Annotated in this window: 15 protein-coding genes; 14 read left to right on the top strand and 1 reads right to left on the bottom strand. The window is 46.2% G+C overall.

Annotated elements, in window-relative coordinates:
• Window positions 1-20 precede the first annotated feature (20 nt).
• Window positions 21-3,098, top strand: a complete 3,078-nt coding sequence (locus FFM77_RS04640) for a YfhO family protein (RefSeq protein ID WP_137634587.1) — start codon at window positions 21-23, stop codon at window positions 3,096-3,098.
• A 225-nt stretch (window positions 3,099-3,323) separates the two neighbouring features.
• Here the strand turns inward: FFM77_RS04640 and FFM77_RS04635 are convergent, their stop codons facing one another.
• Window positions 3,324-3,836 (bottom strand): DUF1015 family protein, encoded by a 513-nt coding sequence (locus tag FFM77_RS04635; protein WP_137634586.1) that lies wholly within the window; start codon window positions 3,834-3,836, stop codon window positions 3,324-3,326.
• A 177-nt stretch (window positions 3,837-4,013) separates the two neighbouring features.
• Here FFM77_RS04635 and ruvA point away from each other — a divergent pair, with 177 nt between their 5' ends.
• The 13 genes from ruvA to FFM77_RS04570 all read left to right on the top strand — a co-directional run bounded on the left by ruvA (window position 4,014) and on the right by FFM77_RS04570 (window position 17,631).
• Window positions 4,014-4,622 (top strand): Holliday junction branch migration protein RuvA, encoded by a 609-nt coding sequence (gene ruvA / locus FFM77_RS04630; protein WP_137634585.1) that lies wholly within the window; start codon window positions 4,014-4,016, stop codon window positions 4,620-4,622.
• An 11-nt stretch (window positions 4,623-4,633) separates the two neighbouring features.
• Window positions 4,634-5,644 (top strand): Holliday junction branch migration DNA helicase RuvB, encoded by a 1,011-nt coding sequence (ruvB, locus tag FFM77_RS04625; RefSeq protein ID WP_137634584.1) that lies wholly within the window; start codon window positions 4,634-4,636, stop codon window positions 5,642-5,644.
• Between the two features lie 21 nt (window positions 5,645-5,665).
• On the top strand, window positions 5,666-6,700 hold the full coding sequence (gene queA, locus FFM77_RS04620; RefSeq protein WP_137634583.1) for a tRNA preQ1(34) S-adenosylmethionine ribosyltransferase-isomerase QueA: 1,035 nt from the start codon (window positions 5,666-5,668) through the stop codon (window positions 6,698-6,700).
• A gap of 144 nt (window positions 6,701-6,844) precedes the next feature.
• Window positions 6,845-7,987 carry a tRNA guanosine(34) transglycosylase Tgt gene (tgt, locus tag FFM77_RS04615; protein ID WP_137634582.1) on the top strand — a complete coding sequence of 381 codons (1,143 nt, stop codon included), beginning with the start codon at window positions 6,845-6,847 and terminating at the stop codon, window positions 7,985-7,987.
• Between the two features lie 72 nt (window positions 7,988-8,059).
• Window positions 8,060-8,491: a preprotein translocase subunit YajC gene (gene yajC, locus FFM77_RS04610; protein WP_223876780.1), complete on the top strand. Its 432-nt coding sequence runs from the start codon at window positions 8,060-8,062 to the stop codon at window positions 8,489-8,491.
• A gap of 430 nt (window positions 8,492-8,921) precedes the next feature.
• A complete protein-coding gene (gene dinB / locus FFM77_RS04605; RefSeq protein ID WP_137634581.1) occupies window positions 8,922-10,055 on the top strand; it encodes a DNA polymerase IV in 1,134 nt (377 codons plus the stop codon).
• A gap of 92 nt (window positions 10,056-10,147) precedes the next feature.
• Window positions 10,148-11,104 (top strand): DHH family phosphoesterase, encoded by a 957-nt coding sequence (locus FFM77_RS04600; protein WP_137634580.1) that lies wholly within the window; start codon window positions 10,148-10,150, stop codon window positions 11,102-11,104.
• Between the two features lie 2 nt (window positions 11,105-11,106).
• Window positions 11,107-12,450: a DEAD/DEAH box helicase gene (locus FFM77_RS04595; protein ID WP_137634579.1), complete on the top strand. Its 1,344-nt coding sequence runs from the start codon at window positions 11,107-11,109 to the stop codon at window positions 12,448-12,450.
• 301 nt (window positions 12,451-12,751) lie between these two features.
• Window positions 12,752-15,394, top strand: coding sequence for an alanine--tRNA ligase (gene alaS / locus FFM77_RS04590; RefSeq protein ID WP_137634578.1), 2,643 nt, complete (start codon window positions 12,752-12,754; stop codon window positions 15,392-15,394).
• A gap of 116 nt (window positions 15,395-15,510) precedes the next feature.
• Complete coding sequence (locus FFM77_RS04585; protein WP_137634577.1) at window positions 15,511-15,780, top strand: IreB family regulatory phosphoprotein; 270 nt, start codon at window positions 15,511-15,513, stop codon at window positions 15,778-15,780.
• The gene (gene ruvX / locus FFM77_RS04580; protein ID WP_137634576.1) at window positions 15,777-16,211 is read left to right on the top strand and encodes a Holliday junction resolvase RuvX; all 435 of its coding nucleotides are present in this window, start codon (window positions 15,777-15,779) and stop codon (window positions 16,209-16,211) included. The genes FFM77_RS04585 and ruvX overlap by 4 nt, the downstream gene beginning before the upstream one ends.
• Window positions 16,212-16,225: 14 nt before the next feature.
• Window positions 16,226-16,519, top strand: a complete 294-nt coding sequence (locus FFM77_RS04575) for a DUF1292 domain-containing protein (protein WP_137634575.1) — start codon at window positions 16,226-16,228, stop codon at window positions 16,517-16,519.
• 194 nt (window positions 16,520-16,713) lie between these two features.
• Complete coding sequence (locus FFM77_RS04570) at window positions 16,714-17,631, top strand: serine hydrolase (RefSeq protein WP_137634574.1); 918 nt, start codon at window positions 16,714-16,716, stop codon at window positions 17,629-17,631.
• Window positions 17,632-17,683 lie beyond the last annotated feature (52 nt).

The following is a 17,683-nucleotide window of genomic DNA, read 5'->3' as shown; positions in this document are numbered from 1 at the left end:
GAAAAAAGAGGGGGGTTCAGTTGACTAAATTACGCAGACTACCGCTATGGGGCTGGTACTCGCTGGGGTTCGTCATCATTGTGACGATGACCTTTGGCAGTTTATTTTTAGCGGGACGGACCTTGATTTGGGAAGTCGACGGAATTGCCCAACACTTTCCAATTTTGGTTGAATTTCAAAAGATCTTACAGCATCCTAGCCAACAAGGGTTATTTAGCTGGTCGTGGAATCTCGGTTTGGGGGCGGATCAACTAACGACCTTTGCGTATTATGTGGTCGGTGATCCGTTTAACTATCTCGTGGCGTTGATCCCACATGCCCAGCTGGAAGCCGGCTACCAGGGCTTGATTTTTCTCCGCTTTTATACGATTGGGCTAGCGTTCTTAGGGTTTAGTGGCCAGTTTAAGTTCAGTCGATTAAGCCGTTTGATTGGGACTTTAACGTATACGTTTACGGCCTACACATTCTATGTCAGTATGCACCATCCCTTTTTCTTATTACCGATGATCTGGTTCCCACTACTATGCTGGGCGATTGAACGGGTCTTGCATGGCCGCGCTTGGTGGCCATTGACCGTGCTGACGGGTATTGTCATTATGAGTAATTTTTATTTTGCTTATTTATTGGCTTTAGGTAGCTTGATTTATGTGGGTATCCGTTATTGGCAATTGATTGCTGAAAAGCAGCCGATACCGGCTTTTAAACAATTATTAGGCCGTTTCTTAGGGGCAGTTAGTTTAGGCGTTGCGATGGCTGGCGTGATCTTAGTACCGACGCTATTAGCAATGCTGCATGCAACGCGGACCAGTTTTGATTTTGCAAACGGGCTGTGGACCTATCCAATTAATTATTACGTTAATCTGCCAAACTGCCTGCTGACCAACGGTGGTGGGGTTCAATATTGGGTTACTTTAGGTTTAAGTGGGATTAGCTGGCTGGGGTTGATTTACAGCTTACGTCACTTTAAACAGTATTTTTATATTAACGTGGTTATTGTCGGCATGGCCATTGGTATCTTGGTGCCCGCTTTTGCGGCGGTCTTCAATGTTTTTTCCTCACCGTCCAATCGCTGGTTATTGATGGCGACCCTCGTCTTTGCCTATGTGACGATGATTTTAGTGGATCAATTGCCAACGTTAACGCGTGACGATTTGAAATGGTTGGCGGGGTTCAGCTTGGGCTTAATTGCCGTTATTTGGGTCGTCAACGGTTTTTATTTAAATATTCGTAAACATGATATTGCCACCTTCTTAGTGATATTGGCATTGGTGATTTTTGTGTTACTACAACGGATCTTTAGCTTGCCACCATGGCAATATCGTGGGCTATTAATGGGGCTGGTGATGCTTAACCTGATGACTAATGGGTTGGGCTGGCTCAGTATTAATACAACTTCCGGCGCTAGTGAACAGATTCGCCGGGGAACGGCGCTGACTTGGGTCAAACACTATTTGGACGATGCGAATACAGGATTGCCCAAAAGTGGGTTTTATCGAACAAACTTAATGCCAAATTACTATACGATTCGTTCAGCCGGTAATAATATTCCGATGGTTTTAGGCACCCATACAGTGGGGTCTTACTTCTCAGTTCAAAGTGCCGCCCTTGGTCAGTTGAGTCAGTCCGTTGGCAATGTGGAATATGCCATGAATGCGCCTTTAGGCAGTTTAAATGAACGGACAACCTTAAATAGTTTGTTAGGGGTCAAGTATTTATTTGCGCGGGCTGATCAACTGACTAATCAGTCAATTCCGGCGGGCTATACTCCGGTTAAATCAGCTAATGGTCAGGTCAAAGTTTATCCGGATAAATTTGTTTATGGCCTGAGTAATCATACCGGAACGGTGATTCTAAAGTCGAACCAGACGTTGCCACTGGTCTATACCCAAGCACAACAGTTCTCTACGGCCGCTTATCAGCAATTATCGCCGGTCGACCGGGAACAAGCTATGCTACAAGGGGCGTTAACGACGACTAAGCTGGCGGGGGTGCCAACCATCACGCCAGTCAAACGTAGTCAACCAGTTGATTATCAAGTACAAGTTGATGACAGTAGTGTTTTGGATACGACTGATAAAGTCATCATTTATCGGATGCAACATGCGGCGGGGACGTCGAATGGCGTTTCTGGTCTCAAAGCCGATGCGACGACGTTAACAACGAAGCAGCGACAAGCTTTGGCGCCGGCAACCAAAATGACGCGGCCGTCAGCGGCGGTTCAGCAGTTAATTAAAACCAATCAAGCCATCGTTGATCGCACGACGACGGCAAATCGGCAACGGTTAACGAGTCTGACAAGTGATGTGCAAGGTAACCAGCTGTCGTATCAGTTAAAAATCAAGCATCCTGAAAAGTATCGGCAGTCAGAATTGTATTTATCGTTGACGGGGATCACTTATGATCGATCTTCGATTGGTCAAAGCTTGCAGACAAGTGATGCTAGCACGGTCTTTAATGCCCGGCCCAATACGAAACTAGATCAAGTTAATCAATTTCGGGATGGCATCAAGGATAGTCTGAGCGCCAGCGGGTACACGTTAACGGCCAAAACCGTTGACAATTCGGTAGATTTCGATCAATTAGGGACAACCAATATGTCTGATTATGAGCAACGGCATGCGGCGGTCTTTAATTTAGGTTATAGCGATCGGTTGCGAAAGACGATTACGCTAGACTTTACCAATATGCAAGGCATTCATTTCAAACATGCCAAGCTGGTCGCAGTCCCATTTGGGGCAACCTATCAATCGGAGACTTCGCGGCTACAGCAGCAGGGCTTAACTAACTTAAAGGTCACTAATAACCAAGTGACTGGTCAGACTAAAACTAGTCAGCGGCCAACTGTTTTGACCACGTCGATTCCATATTCGACGGGCTGGCAATTGCAAGTTGATGGTCGCTCAGTCAAAACACAACAGGTCAATGATGGCTTTGTCGGGGCCCGATTAGCTGCCGGTAAGCACGATATCAAGCTACGTTACCGCACGCCTGGGTTAGTCTTAGGTGGGAGCTTAACCGTATTGAGTTTAGTCGTAACGGCTGTCATTGCTAGTTGGCAAGTTTGGTGGCGCCGACCGCTGCAACGACGGTCACACTAAGTTGACATTAATGAACAAAAAAAGTCGGTATGACTTGGTGGAGACCAGGTCGTACCGACTTTTTTTAAACGCTCATTTTTTAATTTCCATTAATTAAAGCCCGGCTTTCGAGACCGCACTATGGCCCGAAAACGCAGCCACCACGTTCCAGCCGATTCTGGGCCAACTAGAGTGGCAATTTAAACCAACTAGCACCAAGCATATCTGTTTTTAAGTTATCCGATGTTAGCCCAAGCGAATCAAGTGTGCTGGCATCGTCAATGGTTGCTCAAACTTGGCCCATTCCGGTTCCGCAATTAGCATGACTAATGGTGTCGGGGTGGTCGTGAGCCAGGTTTGGCGCGGCGTCACGGTGGCCATCGTTTCCGTAATGTCAGCTAGCACATCGGCATCGGTGATCTGCCACAGCCGGTGGGTCGTTCCTGTTGGATCGGTGACGTCACAGGCTTTAGGAAAATGTCCGACCCAGTCGTCGATTAACATTTCGATGACGGGTTGTTGGGAATATAAAACGGTATTGATGGCGGCCGGGGCCATGGTCGTGACCGTAGCTGGTGTGGTCCAATTGGCGATTAACCGCCACTGATGAATGCCGTGGTTTGTTAGTTCATACCAATAGTAGGCTGGGGCTGTCTGGATCTGTTCATCGGCGGCCGTCCAGTCTGCCGTGGTGCCAGTAGTGATTTTTTCAAGACCGCTAGTTGTGGGTAACACTGCGGTAAAAGGCTTTAATTGCATGATTGTTCAACTCCTCAGAAGATGAGCATAGCATGTCGGTGACTGAATCAGCAAGCTGTAACGATTGTTTTTTATTAAAAATCAAAGGGATTTCGTGACCCTAATCTATTAAGTGACCCGGGTTTTATGGTACAATTTAGCGAGCAAACATACGTTTTATTAAAGGAGTTTATGACTGTGTATGAATATTTATTAGGCCAGATTACGGATGTAACGCCGGCATTCGTCGTGATTGAAGTGGCCGGGATTGGCTATAAGGTCTTAACCGCCAACCCCTATCGGTATGAAGTCGGCGCAACCGCCGTTAAAATGTTTATTCATCAGGCGGTTAGCGATAACGGAATGTCATTATTTGGGTTTTATGATGCCGATGAAAAAGCCTTATTCGAAAAATTATTAAATGTCTCGGGAATCGGGCCGAAGTCAGCCTTGGCAATTTTAGCCAATAATGATCATTCGGGTTTGATTCAAGCCATTAATCAAGGCAATGCCACGTATTTGACGAGTTTTCCAGGGGTCGGTAAGAAGACCGCGCAACAAATCGTGTTAGACTTGAAAGATAAATTAAAAGATTTAAATGTTGACGTGACTGGTCAGACGGCATTGAGTGTTGAGGCACCAGTCGCTGATGGCGCCTTAGCTGATGCACTAGCAGCGTTAGAAGCGCTAGGGTATTCTGCCCGTGATGTGAAGCGGATCACGTCGAAGTTAACGACCTTTGCGACCGCCAATGCCGCGGATACGAATCAATTATTAAGTGAAGGCTTACGATTATTAACGAAGTAGGAGGGATTTAATTGGCCGATGACAACATATTATCCGGTGACAAGACCGATGATGCGGAAGCGTCACTTGAACAGTCGCTACGTCCGCAACTGCTTGCACAGTATATCGGTCAGGATCGGGTTAAACATGAATTAGGGGTCTATATTGAGGCAGCCCGTAAACGTGAAGAATCCCTCGATCACGTCTTACTATATGGGCCGCCAGGTTTAGGGAAGACAACGTTAGCGATGGTGATTGCTAATGAGATGCAGGTTCAGATTCGTACAACTAGTGGTCCGGCCATTGAAAAGCCCGGCGATTTGGTGGCACTCTTGAATGAATTGCAGCCAGGTGATATCTTATTTATTGATGAGATTCATCGACTGCCTAAAATTGTTGAAGAAATGCTGTATTCCGCAATGGAAGATTTCTATGTCGATATTGTGGTTGGTCAAGGACCGACTGCCCATCCGGTGCATTTTCCGTTGCCGCCGTTTACCTTAATTGGGGCTACCACGCGTGCTGGGATGCTGTCGGCGCCGTTACGGGATCGGTTCGGCATTGTTGAACACATGGCTTATTACGAAGTTGATGATTTGGAAGCTATCGTTAAGCGCACTGCTGATATTTTCCAAACGTCGATCAAGCCATCCGGGGCGCATGAAATTGCGCGGCGGTCACGTGGCACGCCACGGATTGCAAACCGCTTGTTTAAACGAATTCGAGATTTTGCCGAAGTCGCGGATCAAAATGCGATTGATGAAGCGATTGTTAGTCGCTCGTTGACTTACTTACGGGTGGATGAGGCTGGTTTGGATGAAACGGATAACAAGCTTTTACGAACTATGCTGGATTATTACGATGGTGGTCCGGTGGGCTTAGCCACGATTGCGGCCAATATCGGGGAAGAAACCGATACGATTGCCGAAGTCGTTGAACCGTATTTGTTACAAATCGGCTACTTAAAGCGGACACAACGCGGTCGAGTCGTCACGATGAAAGGGTATCAACATCTGGGCGTACCTTACCCAGATCAGAAATAAACTAGATTAGAGGTCACAGGAATGAGTTTAACACTTGAAGATTTTGACTATGATTTGCCCCATGAATTAATTGCCCAAACCCCAATTAAGGAACGGGATACGTCGCGGTTATTAGAACTAGACCGTCACACCGGTGAGATGCAAGATAAGCACTTTTACGATATTATCGATCAATTGAATCCCGGCGATGCGGTTGTCATGAATAACTCGCGGGTGATGCCGGCTCGGTTATACGGGGTTAAACCCGAAACTGGCGGCCATGCTGAAGTTTTATTACTGCATAATACCGAAGGCGACGAATGGGAAACGTTAATGAAGCCAGCCAAGCGCGCCCATGTCGGCACAGTCATTTCATTTGGTGATGGCAAGTTGACGGCCACGGTGACAGCTGAAAAAGAAGATGGCATTCGCTTGATTGAATTTCATTATGATGGCATCTTCATGGAAATTCTGGAAAGCTTGGGCGAAACACCATTGCCCCCTTACATCAAAGCCAAGTTGGATGATCCCGACCGTTATCAAACGGTGTACGCGAAGGAAAATGGCTCAGCGGCCGCACCAACTGCCGGTTTACACTGGACGAAGGACTTACTGCAGAAAGTTCAAGACAAGGGCGTTAAGTTAGTCTACTTGACCTTACACGTTGGCTTAGGAACCTTTCGACCAGTGGAAGAAGATAACATTGAAGACCACAAAATGCACAGTGAATTTTATCGATTAGATGCAGATGCTGCGAAGACGCTTAATGACGTTCGCGCTAACGGTGGTCGGATTATCGCGACCGGGACGACTTCGATTCGGACACTTGAAACGATCGGTTCGAAGTTTAATGGTGAGATCAAGCCGGATTCTGGCTGGACCGACATCTTTATTAAACCGGGCTATCAATGGAAAGTCGTGGACGCATTTATTACCAACTTCCATTTGCCAAAATCAACTTTAGTCATGTTAGTGGCCGCCTTTACTGGCCGTGATATGATTTTAAAGGCCTATCAACATGCCATTGACGAAAAGTATCGCTTCTTTAGTTTTGGCGATGCGATGTTTATTCATTAATTAGACAAGTGCGGGAGAAGATCAGACTTAGTGCTGGTCTTCTTTTATTATCCAACCCGTGGGCTAGCCTATGGTCAACGCTAGCTCATGGATAGATTTCGTGCTATCATATTCAAAGCAAAACGGACACTACGGAGGAATTATATGGAACCGGCAATTAAATACCGCTTAATTAAAAAAGAGAAACACACTGGTGCACGGCTCGGTGAGCTGATTACGCCACATGGGACGTTTCCAACACCCATGTTTATGCCAGTCGGCACGCAGGCAAGTGTCAAATCCCTAGCACCCGAAGAACTCGATGCGATGGGGGCTGGCGTGATCTTATCGAATACGTATCACCTCTGGTTACGGCCGGGTGAACAGATTGTTAAAGAAGCTGGCGGGTTACACCAGTTCATGAATTGGAAAAAGGGTATTTTAACTGATTCGGGGGGCTTCCAAGTCTTCTCATTGGCTAAAAACCGTGATATTACTGAAGAAGGGGTCCACTTCAAGGATCATTTGAGTGGTGATCGACGTTTCTTATCACCAGAAAAGGCCATCCAGATTGAAAATGACCTGGGACCCGATATTATGATGAGTTTGGATGAATGTCCACCTTTCTTTGAAAGCTACGATTACGTGCAGAAGTCTGTGGCACGGACGAGTCGCTGGGCTGAACGGGGCTTGAAGGTCCATCAACATCCTGATTATCAAGGCTTATTTGGGATCGTTCAAGGGGCCGGTTTTAAAGATCTGCGGGAACAAAGCGCCAAAGATTTAGTGAGCATGGACTTCCCTGGATATTCTATCGGGGGCTTGTCAGTTGGTGAATCTAAAGCTGAGATGAACCACGTGCTCGACTTTACGACACCATTATTGCCTGAGACGAAACCCCGTTATTTGATGGGTGTCGGGTCAGCTGACGCCTTGATCGACGGGGCCATTCGTGGGGTTGACATGTTTGACTGTGTCTTGCCAACACGGATTGCCCGGAACGGGACTTGTATGACGTCACACGGTCGCTTAGTGGTGAAGAATGCCAAATACGCGCATGACTTTACGCCATTGGATGAAAATTGTGACTGTTACACTTGTCGCAATTACACGCGGGCTTATATTCGGCATTTGATCAAAGCAGATGAAACGTTCGGATTGCGGTTAACTAGTTATCATAACTTATATTTCTTGTTGCACCTGATGAAGCAAGTTCGGCAAGCCATCATGGACGATAACTTACTAGAATTCCGCGAAAACTTTTTCGAAATGTACGGCTTTAACGAGAAAAATGCCAAAAACTTCTAGCAATGCTAGTAATTTTTAGTGTAATTTGTTAAAGTTAAAGATAGTCAAACATAGATTAGGAGCGATTCTTAAATGAACATTTTATTAGGGGCCGGCGTTTTTGGCGGTCAAACCATGTCGATTGTATTCATCGTTGTGATGTTTGCATTCTTATACTTCTTCATGATCCGGCCACAACGGAAACAACAACAACAACACCAAAACATGTTAAGTAAAGTTAAACGCGGCGACAAAGTCACTACGATTGGCCGTTTACATGGTGTCGTTGATGAAGTCAACGAAGCTGAAAAGACAGTTACTTTAGATTGTGACGGTATTTTCTTGGTCTTCGATATGACTGCTTTAGCTAAAGTGACCCCTGCTGATGCTGGCCAAACGGTCGCACCTGCTAGTGGGGCGGCAGCTGAATCTGCTGCCGCGACTAGTACTGACGCTGAAAGTGCCACGAGTGCTGATGCAGAAGTCACTAGTGAAGCTGATAGTGCTGATTCTGAAGCAAAATAATGCCTTAATCATAAGCTTGAGTCCAATTTTGGACTTGGGCTTATTTTTTTAGGCTTAAGTGGTCATTAAAGGAAGGACTGCAGCGTGTTAGCTAGTACTCATGAACCCAAGCACTAGGATTGGAAAGTTAATTGCGCTGATGAGTGGGTCGTTTTTAGTTGAGTTGGTTGATTAAATTGGTGAGTTTACGGTCAGTTAACGCCGGGCGGGCCAGTATTGGCTCAGGGGTGTCGTTTGACTTAGCCGGTGGGTTTCCGGGTTAGTCAAAGCCCGGCTTATGAGACCACTCTTTGGCTCACAAACGTGGCCACCACGTTCCAGCATCACTCCAGGCCAACCAAAGCGGCTATCAACGGCGTTAAAGTTGCCTAATGAACGTATGTTCAGTTATAATTAAAGCTAACGAAACGAATGAAGGGAGTGCTGTGCGATGGCTCAATCGATTATTGAGGCGCCGATTCAAATTGATACTAGTCGAAAAATTATTCATGTGGATATGGATGCCTTTTATGCCTCGATTGAAGAACGCGAGCACGAAGCTTATAAGACCCAGCCACTGGTGATTGCACATGATCCGCGTCAAACGGGTGGGCGGGGCGTCGTTACAACGGCGAACTACGTGGCCCGCAAGTATGGGGTCCATTCCGCGATGCCAGCGCAAAAAGCCTTAGAACTCTGCCCCAAAGCAGTTTTTAAGACGCCCGACTTTCCGTTATATAAGCAAGTTTCAGCCCAAATTCATGAAATTTTCCATGAGTATACCGATAAGATCGAACCGATTGCTTTTGATGAAGCTTATTTGGACGTGACCGAAAACAAGCCGCACATTCGTAGTGCGGTGCAATTGGCGCACCAGTTGCAGCGAGAGATTTGGCATAAGACCCACCTGACGTGTTCGACGGGAATCTCCTATAACAAGTTTATCGCTAAGTTGGCGTCCGATTACCGTAAGCCAGCTGGAGTGACGATTGTGTTGCCACAAGACGCAGAAGCCTTTTTATTACGCGAACCGATTGAAAAGTTTCGCGGTGTTGGGAAGAAGACCGTCCCTAAGATGCATGATTTAGGGATCTTGACAGGGGCGGAGCTTTATCAGCGGACTGAAATGGATTTGATTCAACATTTTGGTAAGCTGGGCTATATCTTGTACCGCCGTGTGCGGGGAAGTGACGATCGGCCAGTCGAGTATTTGCGAGAACGGAAGTCAATTGGTAAGGAGCGGACGTTTGGGCCATTTCTGCAAACTCAAACGGAAGTTAATACGCATTTAAAAACGATTGCCAACTTAGTCAGTACGACGATGCAAGATCATCAACGGCATGGCAAAACATTAGTCTTAAAATTACGCTATGGGGACTTTGTGACGATTACCAAACGCCGGACTTTTAGTGAGTTTTTGCCAAATGATCCGGTTATTTTGGATCAATATGCTGAAGAAATTTTCGATGAAGTTGTCGACAGTCATTTTGACACCGGGATTCGGTTATTAGGGATTACTTTGACGGGCTTAGCGCCGTTAGCTTTTGAAAACTTAACGTTACCCTTATATCCGCACGATAACTAATTCATTTGGCGTTCAGCTAAAACTTCGGTATACTAGGGTACTATGGCAGTTTTAAGCCATCAGCAAATCTTGAACAAACAGGAAGGACTATTATGACCGTCCAAACAGAAATTTTAAATTTAATCAAACAAGCAAAAACGATTATCATTCAACGCCATCAACGCCCTGATCCCGATGCGATTGGGAGTCAATTAGGGTTGGCCGAAATTATTAAAGCGAGCTTTCCAGATAAAAAGGTCTTAGCACCTGGAAAACAATACCATGGCTTTGACTGGTTAGGCCAGATGGATACCGTAACGGAAGCCGATTATCAAGATGCTTTAGTCATGGTGTTAGATACCGCTAATCAACCACGGATTGATGGGGAATTCTATCAAGCTGGGAATGCATTGGTCAAAATTGACCATCATCCTAATGACGATGCCTTCGGTGATCCCCAATGGGTCGATGTCGATGCATCTAGTACCAGTGAATTGATCTATCAATTCTATGCGGCTTTCAAGTCAGAATTGACCTTAACGGCCGATGCGGCGAAGTTGCTGTATGCCGGGATTGTTGGGGATACCGGTCGTTTCTTATATGATGCGACTAAGCCAAGTACGTTGCGGGCTGCGGCAGCTTTAATGGAAGCTGGCGCCGATGCCACGGCCGTTAACCGGATTGAAGATACGATTACCTTGCCGGTTGCCCGATTGTCGGCCTATGTCTATGAACATTTGACCCAATTAGACTCAGGGGCCGCGTATGTTATCTTGACCAACGACATCATGGACTCGTTTGAAATTGGGGATGCCAGCACGGCTGGCGTTGTGCCATTACCTGGCCGCATTGATACGGTCAAGTCATGGGCCATCTTTGTTCAACAAAAGGAAGGCGACTTCCGGATTCGGCTACGTTCAAAAGGCCCATCGATCAACGGCGTTGCCAAGTTGCATGGCGGTGGCGGCCATCCCATGGCAAGTGGGGCCAAAGCTAAAGACCAGGCCGAAATTGAAACGGTCGTACGTGAACTCGACCAAGTTGCCCGGGATTACGAGAAAGAGGTTTAATAATGACCGCAAGTTTTAATGATTTTAAGTTACAACCATTTATTATGCAGGCGTTGCAAGAGATTAACTTCCGCAAGCCAACAACTGTGCAAGAAAAATTAATTCCAGTAATTGCGGCTGGCCGGAGTGTCATTGGTCAATCTGCCACTGGGAGTGGGAAGACGCATACGTTCCTATTACCGATGATTAACCAATTGAATGCAGATGAACGTCGCGTACAAGCTGTGATCACCACGCCAAGCCGTGAATTAGCCTACCAGATTCAAGCCGCGGCGAAGCAATTAGTCCAACATAGCCCTAAAGCGATTCATATTGGGTTATACGTTGGTGGGACGGATAAGCAAGAACAAGTCACGAAGTTAAATCGGCACCAGCCGCAATTGGTTATTGGGACCCCAGGGCGGATTTTAGACTTGATTCGCGCCCAAGCGTTGAATATTCATACGGCTACCCAATTAGTTGTCGATGAAGCTGATATGACGTTAGACTTAGGCTTCTTAAATGTCGTTGACCAGATTGCCGGGCGGATGCCAGCGGACTTACAAATGTTAGTCTTCTCAGCAACAATGCCACAAAAATTGACGCCATTTTTGAAGAAGTATATGAATAATCCAGTGATGGAAGAAATTCCAGTGGAATCGGTGATTAGTCCAACCATTGATAACTGGTTGATTTCGACCAAGAGTCATGATAAGAACAGTATCATTTATCGTTTATTGACGATTGGGGAACCTTATTTGGTCTTGATCTTTGCCAATACCAAGGAACGGGTCCAACAAATCGCCCATTACTTGAAGGGGCAAGGCTTAACGGTGGCGATGATCCATGGTGATATCAAACCACGGGAACGCAAACGGGTCATGCGTGATGTCCAAAACTTGAAGTATCAATTTGTGGTGGCGACTGATTTAGCCTCACGTGGGATTGATATTGAAGGGGTTTCACACGTCATTAATGATGATATTCCAACTGATTTGGAATTCTTTATTCATCGGGTTGGTCGGACTGGCCGTAACGGGATGCCGGGGACGGCGATCACGCTTTATAGCCCTGGTGAAGAAGACAAGGTCAGTGCCGTTGAAGCCTTAGGGATTAAGTTCAAGCCCAAAGCCATTCGCGATGGCGAAATCGTGGATAGTTATGACCGGAACCGGCGTGACAAACGGAAACAACATCAAGACAAGCTCGATCCAAGTTTGATTAGTTACGTGAAGAATGCCAAGAAGAAAGTCAAACCAGGTTACAAACGCCGGATTCGGACTAAGATTTCTGATAAGGCCCGGATGGATCGGCGGATTGAGCAACGGGCTTCAGCTCGTAAAGCGCGTAAAGACCGGAAAGGTTAAGTTAACGCGCGTTAGCGGTTGACAATGTCCCTTAATTTTTCTATACTTTGCAGAGTAAGGATATATTTTATCGGCATATCAGTTCAGAAACACTTTGGTCGCTGTGAAAAGTGCGGTGTCGATAAAATGCTACCGAATGATTCAATGACTGGCTAACCAGTCCGTGTCTCAGCGTTAATGAGCTTAAGAGGTAAACGAACACATCGTTGCAAGTAAAGTGGTACCGCGTTAACAGCGTCTTTACTAGCAACGGTGTTTTTTTGCCTTAAAACGACAGTTTAGAAAGGGTGCCATAGGTTACATGAAAAAATTAAGCAGTAGTGAAATTCGGCAGATGTACTTGGACTTTTTCCACGAAAAAGGCCATACCATCGTGCCCAGTGCGTCATTAGTTCCAGTCGATGATCCAACGTTATTGTGGATCAACTCTGGGGTTGCCACGATGAAGAAGTATTTTGATGGCTCCGTTGTGCCTGATAATCCACGAATGACCAGCTCGCAAAAGAGTATTCGGACCAACGATATTGAAAATGTTGGGCGGACTGCTCGGCATCATACGTTATTTGAAATGCTCGGGAACTTCTCAGTGGGCGATTACTTCAAGAAAGAAGCCATTGCTTGGGCTTGGGAACTATTGACCTCACCAAAATGGTTTGGCTGGGATCCTGAAAAGCTCTATATGACGGTCTACCCTAAAGATACCGATGCTATCAAAGAATGGGAAGCCACTGGGGTTAAACCGGATCATATTATTAAGGTTGAAGATAACTTCTGGGATATCGGTCAAGGGCCTTCTGGGCCAGATTCCGAAATCTTCTACGATCGTGGTGAAAGCTTCAATAACTTGGCTGACGACGATCCTGAGAATTATCCTGGCGGGGAAAATGAACGTTATTTGGAAGTTTGGAACATTGTGTTCTCACAATTCAACCATACGCCGGAAGGCACTTACGAACCGCTACCGCGGAAAAACATTGATACGGGGATGGGCCTCGAACGGGTCGTTTCGATTTTCCAAAATGCGCCAACTAACTTTGAAACCGACCTATTCTTACCAATTATCCATAAGACAGAGGAATTAAGTGCTGGTAAGCATTATGGCGACAACGCGCAAGACGATGTGTCCTTTAAAGTTATTGCTGATCATGCCCGGACGATTACTTTTGCCATTAGTGATGGCGCTTTACCGTCAAACGAAGGCCGTGGCTATGTGATTCGGCGCTTGATTCGGCGGGCTATTTTACATGGGCAAAAGTTGGGCTTAAAGGATGCTTTCTTAGACCAATTAGTGCCAATCGTTGGGGAAATCATGAAGTCCCATTATCCGGATGTCTTGAAGAATGCCGATTACGTGGCCAAAATTGTCAGTTCTGAGGAAAGTCGTTTCAACGAAACCTTGAATGATGGCCTAAGCTTATTGAACCAATTGATTGCGGATACGAAGCAAGCTGGTCAAGATACGTTGCCAGGTGTGGATGCGTTCAAGTTGTATGATACGTACGGCTTCCCATTCGAATTAACGAAGGAATATGCGGGTGATGAAGGCTTAAAGGTCGATGAACCTGGCTTTGAAGTTGAGATGAAAGCCCAACGTGACCGGGCCCGGAATGCTCGGAGTAATGCCAAATCAATGGGCGTACAACGAAGCTTGTTAATCAACTTAAAAACGCCGAGTGACTACGTGGGCTACGATGAATTGACCGACGTGCAAGGCGTTTTAAACGATATTATCGTTGATGAAAAGTTGGTTGATGATGTGACGAGCGGAACGGCTGAAATGATCTTCAGCAAGACCCCATTCTATGCCGAAATGGGTGGTCAAGTGGCTGACCGTGGTGTCATTTTGGATGCCGATGGTCAAACGGTCGCTAAAGTGACTGACGTGCAAAATGCGCCAAATAAGCAGCATTTGCATACGGTTGAAGTCTTAAAGCCAATGCATAAAGACGCTACTTACACCTTAAACGTTGACTTAGCCTTTCATGCGAAGGTTGAAAAGAACCATACAGCAACCCACTTGTTGGATCAAGCCTTACGCGATGTGTTAGGACCCCATACGCAACAAGCCGGCTCATTAGTTGAACCTGACTACTTGCGGTTTGACTTTACGCACTTTGGTCAAGTGACCGATGACGAATTGGCGAAAGTTGAACAGATTGTGAATGATAAGATCTGGGCAGCTTTGCCAGTTAGTGCCATCCAAACTGACCAAGAAACCGGTCATAAGATGGGCGCGATTGCGGTCTTCACGCAGAAATACGGGAAGATTGTCCGGGTCGTTTCGATTGGCGATTACTCAATCGAATTCGATGGCGGGACCCACGTTAAGAACAGTAGCGAACTCGGGCTCTTTAAGATTGTTTCTGAAGCCGGGGTCGGCGCGGGTGTTCGGCGGATTGAAGCCGTTACCTCTAAGGAAGCCTTCGAATTATTATCACATGAAGAAAACTGGTTAAAGACGATTGCGGCGCAAGTTAAAGCACCAAAATTAGCTGAAACTACTGCTCGGGTTAGCCAACTCCAAGCAGACTTGAAAGCGGCCCAACAAAAAGCGGCCAGCTTAGAAAGCAAGTTAGCGAGTCAACAAGCGGGCGCCGTTTTCGAAAATGTGGCTGATATTAATGGGACGACCTTAATTGCCGCCGCCGTTCAAGTTTCGGGCATGGATCAATTGCGGCAATTGGCCGACACTTGGAAGACCAAGCAATATTCAGATGTGCTAGTGCTTGGCGCTGTCGTCGGCGATAAGGTTAACTTATTAGTTGCGGTTAGTGATGATAAAGTTAAGGCCGGCATTAAAGCTGGTGACTTGATCAAAGCGATTGCCCCTCAAGTTGGTGGCGGCGGTGGCGGTCGGCCAACCTTAGCTCAAGCTGGTGGGAAGAAGCCCGCTGGGTTGCCAGCCGCATTAAAAGCAGCGCATACTTGGTTAGCTGAAAAGTAGGTTATCAGTTGCGTCCCTTTATTACGAATGTGTTACATCAAAGTGGATTGATTGTACTTCATATAAGCATTTAGTAGAATAGACTAGAAGCGGAAACTAGCGGGAGGTGCTTTTTTATGAGTACGTTAGACAAAACAATGTATTTTAACTTCGATAATGACAACGTTAAGGATGTCCATGACACGTTAACGACAGTCTATGAAGCGCTACAAGAAAAGGGGTACAACCCGATTAACCAGATTGTGGGTTACTTACTATCTGGAGACCCGGCGTATATCCCACGTTTAAAGGATGCTCGGAATTTAATTCGTAAGCACCAGCGTGACGAAATTATTGAAGAACTTGTCAAGTCCTATTTGAAGGCAGATAAGGATGTTAATGCATGAAGTTAATGGGGTTGGATGTTGGTTCCAGAACAGTCGGCGTAGCGATTAGTGACGTATTCGGCTGGACAGCGCAAGGCGTTGAAATTATTCGCATCAATGAAGATGAAGAAGAATTCGGCTTAGACCGCGTTGCCGAGCTGGTTAAAGAACATGATGCCGGTGGCTTTGTCCTCGGATTGCCTAAGAATATGAACAATAGCTTGGGTCCGCGGGCAGAGGCTTCTAAGCATTATGGCGACTTACTGACGGAACGGTTCCATTTACCGATTGACTTTGAAGACGAACGTTTGACAACGGTTGAAGCTGAACGAATGCTCGTGGAAGAAGCGAATACGTCCCGAAAGAAACGCAAAAAGGTGATCGATAAGTTAGCAGCAAGCCTGATCTTGCAAAACTACTTGGATCGCCACGGCAAACTCACACAAGGATAGCGAGGAACTAATCAATGAGTCAAAAACCAAATAAAAAAGATGACGTGATCACCTTAGTTGATGATGACGGCAATGAAACCTTATTTAACATTTTATTTACGTTCGATTCTGAAGACTTCGGTCATTCATATATCTTAATTTACCCAGCTGACGCCGCTGCGGACGAAGAAGTAGACATTCAAGCCTACATCTTCGATCCCGATGATGGTGACAACGGTGAATTGAAGTTGATCGAATCCGATGATGAATGGGATATGGTTGAACAAGTCTTGAATACCTTCTTAGCCGATGATGGCGGGATGCAGTAATTCACGGACTTCATAAAAGCGCGATCTGACCAACTGGTTAGGTCGCGCTTTTTGTGTGGGTCAAAATAATTGAAAAGAAAGTTAACAAATGAATTCTTGTTTATGCTAAGCTTATTGATAGATTATAAAAAAATGAAATGCCTAAGTGACGGATTGGGGGATGCGTTGGGGTCGGGTATCAAGAGGTGCAGGTCTTGAAAGTAAAACGACAGTTAAAGTGGCAAATGTGGGTAATTGGTGTGGTGATCGCAGCTGTGGTTGGCGGCGGAGCGGTCTGGCTGTGGCAAAATCCGCAAAGTCAGGCGAGTCAAAAAACGGCCAAGCAAACAGTGATCGCGAGTCATCCTAAAGATACTAAGATGGCCAAAAAAGTACGCCCAGTAAGCTTACAACATCGTTTGACGCATCGCTGGCAAACAGCCGTGCCGACTAAGCACCCTAAAGTTGATGTGGCGGTATTTGCGCCAACGACCAGGCAGACTTACCACTATACGAACCAAAGCCAGCCGACGACGTATTGTGCGGCTAGTACGATTAAAGTGGGCATCTTGGTGCAATTGCTACATCAACGTGACCAAGGTGTCGTGACGTTGTCGGGCAATGACCAGCAACAAGCGGCGCAGATGATTCAACAAAGTGATAACGATTCTGCCGATTATTTGTTATTTGACCGTTTAGGTGGCAGTGCGGCCTTGGTCAGCTTGTATCAAAATCTGGGCATGACCCATAGCCACGCTGCGCCGGTTAACTGGGGTTTGTCGACGACAACGGCAGCTGATCAGTTGCAATTGTTGAAAGTGATCTTTTATCCGAATCATTATCTGTCTTCCGCATCGCGTCGATATGCGCAACGTTTGATGGGGACGGTGGCAAGTGATCAAGCTTGGGGTGTCTCGAAAGGCGCCCAGCATTTTGAGCTAAAAAACGGCTGGTTGGATGCTGACGATGCCGGTCATTGGGCCGTGAATAGCGTGGGGCATGTGGTTGAGTCTAAGGGTGCGCGCCAGGGATACTTGATGGCAATTTATACGAACGATGATTCTGATGAAACTAGTGGGATTCGATTGGTTAATCGGATTGCACAGGCGACGAATGTTGAATTAGGTAAATAGGGAATAGTAATGTGTGTTGGATTAAATGGTGTGATGAGTTATTTTTGGAGGG

This window comes from Lactiplantibacillus songbeiensis, from assembly GCF_005405125.1.
Classification (GTDB): domain Bacteria; phylum Bacillota; class Bacilli; order Lactobacillales; family Lactobacillaceae; genus Lactiplantibacillus; species Lactiplantibacillus songbeiensis.
This window is presented reverse-complemented; position numbering and strand designations above follow the sequence as displayed.

Bases quoted from the DNA above. Each gene is read 5' to 3' on its own strand.
- dinB (WP_137634581.1), top strand. From the start codon at position 8,922: ATGGCTCAATCGATTATTGAGGCGCCGATTCAAATTGATACTAGTCGA.
- FFM77_RS04600 (WP_137634580.1), top strand. From the start codon at position 10,148: ATGACCGTCCAAACAGAAATTTTAAATTTAATCAAACAAGCAAAAACG.
- FFM77_RS04575 (WP_137634575.1), top strand. From the start codon at position 16,226: ATGAGTCAAAAACCAAATAAAAAAGATGACGTGATCACCTTAGTTGAT.
- FFM77_RS04635 (WP_137634586.1), bottom strand. From the start codon at position 3,836: ATGCAATTAAAGCCTTTTACCGCAGTGTTACCCACAACTAGCGGTCTT.
- alaS (WP_137634578.1), top strand. From the start codon at position 12,752: ATGAAAAAATTAAGCAGTAGTGAAATTCGGCAGATGTACTTGGACTTT.
- yajC (WP_223876780.1), top strand. From the start codon at position 8,060: ATGAACATTTTATTAGGGGCCGGCGTTTTTGGCGGTCAAACCATGTCG.
- FFM77_RS04585 (WP_137634577.1), top strand. From the start codon at position 15,511: ATGAGTACGTTAGACAAAACAATGTATTTTAACTTCGATAATGACAAC.
- ruvX (WP_137634576.1), top strand. From the start codon at position 15,777: ATGAAGTTAATGGGGTTGGATGTTGGTTCCAGAACAGTCGGCGTAGCG.
- tgt (WP_137634582.1), top strand. From the start codon at position 6,845: ATGGAACCGGCAATTAAATACCGCTTAATTAAAAAAGAGAAACACACT.
- FFM77_RS04595 (WP_137634579.1), top strand. From the start codon at position 11,107: ATGACCGCAAGTTTTAATGATTTTAAGTTACAACCATTTATTATGCAG.
- queA (WP_137634583.1), top strand. From the start codon at position 5,666: ATGAGTTTAACACTTGAAGATTTTGACTATGATTTGCCCCATGAATTA.